This window comes from Mesorhizobium sp. M7A.F.Ca.US.005.03.2.1 (assembly GCF_003997795.1).
GTDB classification, from domain to species: Bacteria; Pseudomonadota; Alphaproteobacteria; order Rhizobiales; family Rhizobiaceae; genus Mesorhizobium; species Mesorhizobium ciceri.
In genome coordinates this window covers 1-1107 of the sequence record NZ_RZRP01001306.1, presented here as the reverse complement: position 1 = coordinate 1107, position 1107 = coordinate 1, and the positions used below count along the sequence as shown (strand labels likewise).

At 57.5% G+C, this 1107-nt stretch carries 2 protein-coding genes and 1 pseudogene; 1 reads left to right on the top strand and 2 read right to left on the bottom strand.

Annotated elements, in window-relative coordinates; genetic code table 11:
- A pseudogene (locus EN991_RS40505) lies at positions 1 to 253 on the bottom strand (hypothetical protein); the annotation flags it as partial.
- A 329-nt stretch (positions 254 to 582) separates the two neighbouring features.
- On the opposite strand from EN991_RS40505, the gene EN991_RS37285 reads away from it, so the two are divergent.
- On the top strand, positions 583 to 795 hold the full coding sequence (locus EN991_RS37285) for a hypothetical protein (RefSeq protein ID WP_013529263.1): 213 nt from the start codon (positions 583 to 585) through the stop codon (positions 793 to 795).
- 15 nt (positions 796 to 810) lie between these two features.
- Here the strand turns inward: EN991_RS37285 and EN991_RS37280 are convergent.
- Positions 811 to 1107 (bottom strand): hypothetical protein (locus EN991_RS37280; RefSeq protein ID WP_127370576.1); only part of this gene is annotated, 297 nt, incomplete at its 5' end.

The window sequence follows — 1107 nt, the reverse complement described above, 5'->3', positions numbered from 1 at the left end:
GCACATCCGAGCGGCTCCTGGCGAGATCGGCGCAAGCGTTGAAGAGACCACCAAGCGAACTTTTCGCCGTGCACTGGCGCTGTCTCTCGATAGTCTGGATGGCTGCAAGTTGCCGGCGCAGTTGAGCAAGCTCCGGGTTCGCCCCGTTGCTGCGGCCACCCGAAAGCAACTGGCTTCTGATCGCGCCGCAGCTGTCCGCGTAGGACGAAAGCGTCCCGAACAAAACCGCCGCCAGCGAAATCAATGCGACCATCATGGAAGGCCAGAAACGGATCATCGGACAACTCGGTCCTTTTTGCGGAGAACCCGGAATTACAGTCCATAACTTACACAAGCTTCAGCTATATGAGTAAACTCTAATTATCTCAAGAACTTCAGCTCGAATAAGCTTTTGTCTATTGTATTATGTCATCTCGTGTAAATTCGATATTACATTTTTATTTCAAGATTGAGACGAACCTCGAAGGAAAGCGCAAGCCCGACCCTCGCCGCGGACCTGCAACGAAACGGACCGCCATTATCGCCAGGCGTTCGAAACCTTTGCCCGGTCTTCCGCGTTGAAGGACCAAAGGGAGAACGCAGATGTCGATCCACTTCACCGTCTCGGACCTGACAAGAAACCTGTTTCACTCGCTGGGGCTGGATCAGCGCGCGCCAAGGCCTCTCAATCCCGAACAAAGCCTGTTGCTGGAATGCTATCTGGCCGGTCAGGTTCCAGAATCGGCCTGGAACGACTACGTCTTCGAAACGCCCGATCTTGCCCGGCATGCCGCGGCAAGGCGCAGTCACCATTGAGCCGGCGGCGGGTGCCTACTTGGGAGAGGCGAATTGCAACGTGAACACGTTGCCGGCGATGCCTTGCGCCAGTTTCGCTGAGAAGGTCAGGGGCAGACAATTCTGCAAGGCGGTCGTTGCGGCGTCGACAAAGGACTTCTTCGCCTTGGCATCGCCTTCCACCTTGATGGCTGTCGGCCTCGGTGGGCCGATCAGCGTGCCGTCCCGCTTGAAGCTGAAGCTCAAGGTGACGCTGGCGGTTCCCGCTCCCGCCGGCGGTGTCCAGCAAGCCTGGATCGCGGCCCCGACATCGTCCATCGTGTTGAGTTCAGC

Coding starts and splice junctions, on each gene's coding strand:
- EN991_RS37285 (WP_013529263.1), top strand. CDS start 583: ATGTCGATCCACTTCACCGTCTCGGACCTGACAAGAAACCTGTTTCAC.